General features: G+C 58.5%; 1 protein-coding gene. It reads left to right on the top strand.

From position 1 onward, the window contains the following. Window positions 1-290 precede the first annotated feature (290 nt). Window positions 291-557: SDR family NAD(P)-dependent oxidoreductase (locus ACWTU8_RS32055; protein ID WP_455851284.1), on the top strand; the 267-nt coding region annotated here is incomplete at its 3' end.

The following is a 557-nucleotide window of genomic DNA, read 5'->3' as shown; positions in this document are numbered from 1 at the left end:
CGGTCGCGAGTACGCGGCTGATATATTCTAATCGATTTAAATTTTCCAGTGCCATGGTGTCACATCGAGGACCAATCGCTGGATATTGATTGGATCCACATGTGCGCTTGACACTGGCGCTTGCCGGAGGCTTGTCGGTGAACGAAGACTCCGGAAGCTTTCGCAGTTGCAGCATAGAACGTGAATGTGACGAAAGCTAAGGGAGAAATGGCGCCTTGTCTGTCGCGGCATGGGCCGCGCCGGTCAGTCGCCTAATTGATTCCAGGAAGACATCGATGAGCGGACAAGGCATGCGTCTGGAAAACAAGGTCGCCATCATCACCGGCGCGGCTTCAGGCTTCGGCGAAGGCATGGCCAAGCGCTTCGCGCAGGAGGGGGCCAGGGTCGTTGTCGCCGATCTCAATGCCAAGGGGGCGGAGCGCGTCGCCGGCGAGATCGGCGAGACGGCGATCTGGACGCAGACCGATGTCTCGCTGCGCTCCGAATTCGACGAGATGGTCTATGCCGCCGAAAGCGCCTTCGGCCGCATCGACATCATGGTCAACAATGCCGGATAC

Source organism: Mesorhizobium sp. BHbdii (genome assembly GCF_053848045.1).
The sequence above is the reverse complement of the archived record's forward strand: the minus strand, read 5'-3'. Positions and strand labels throughout refer to the sequence as shown.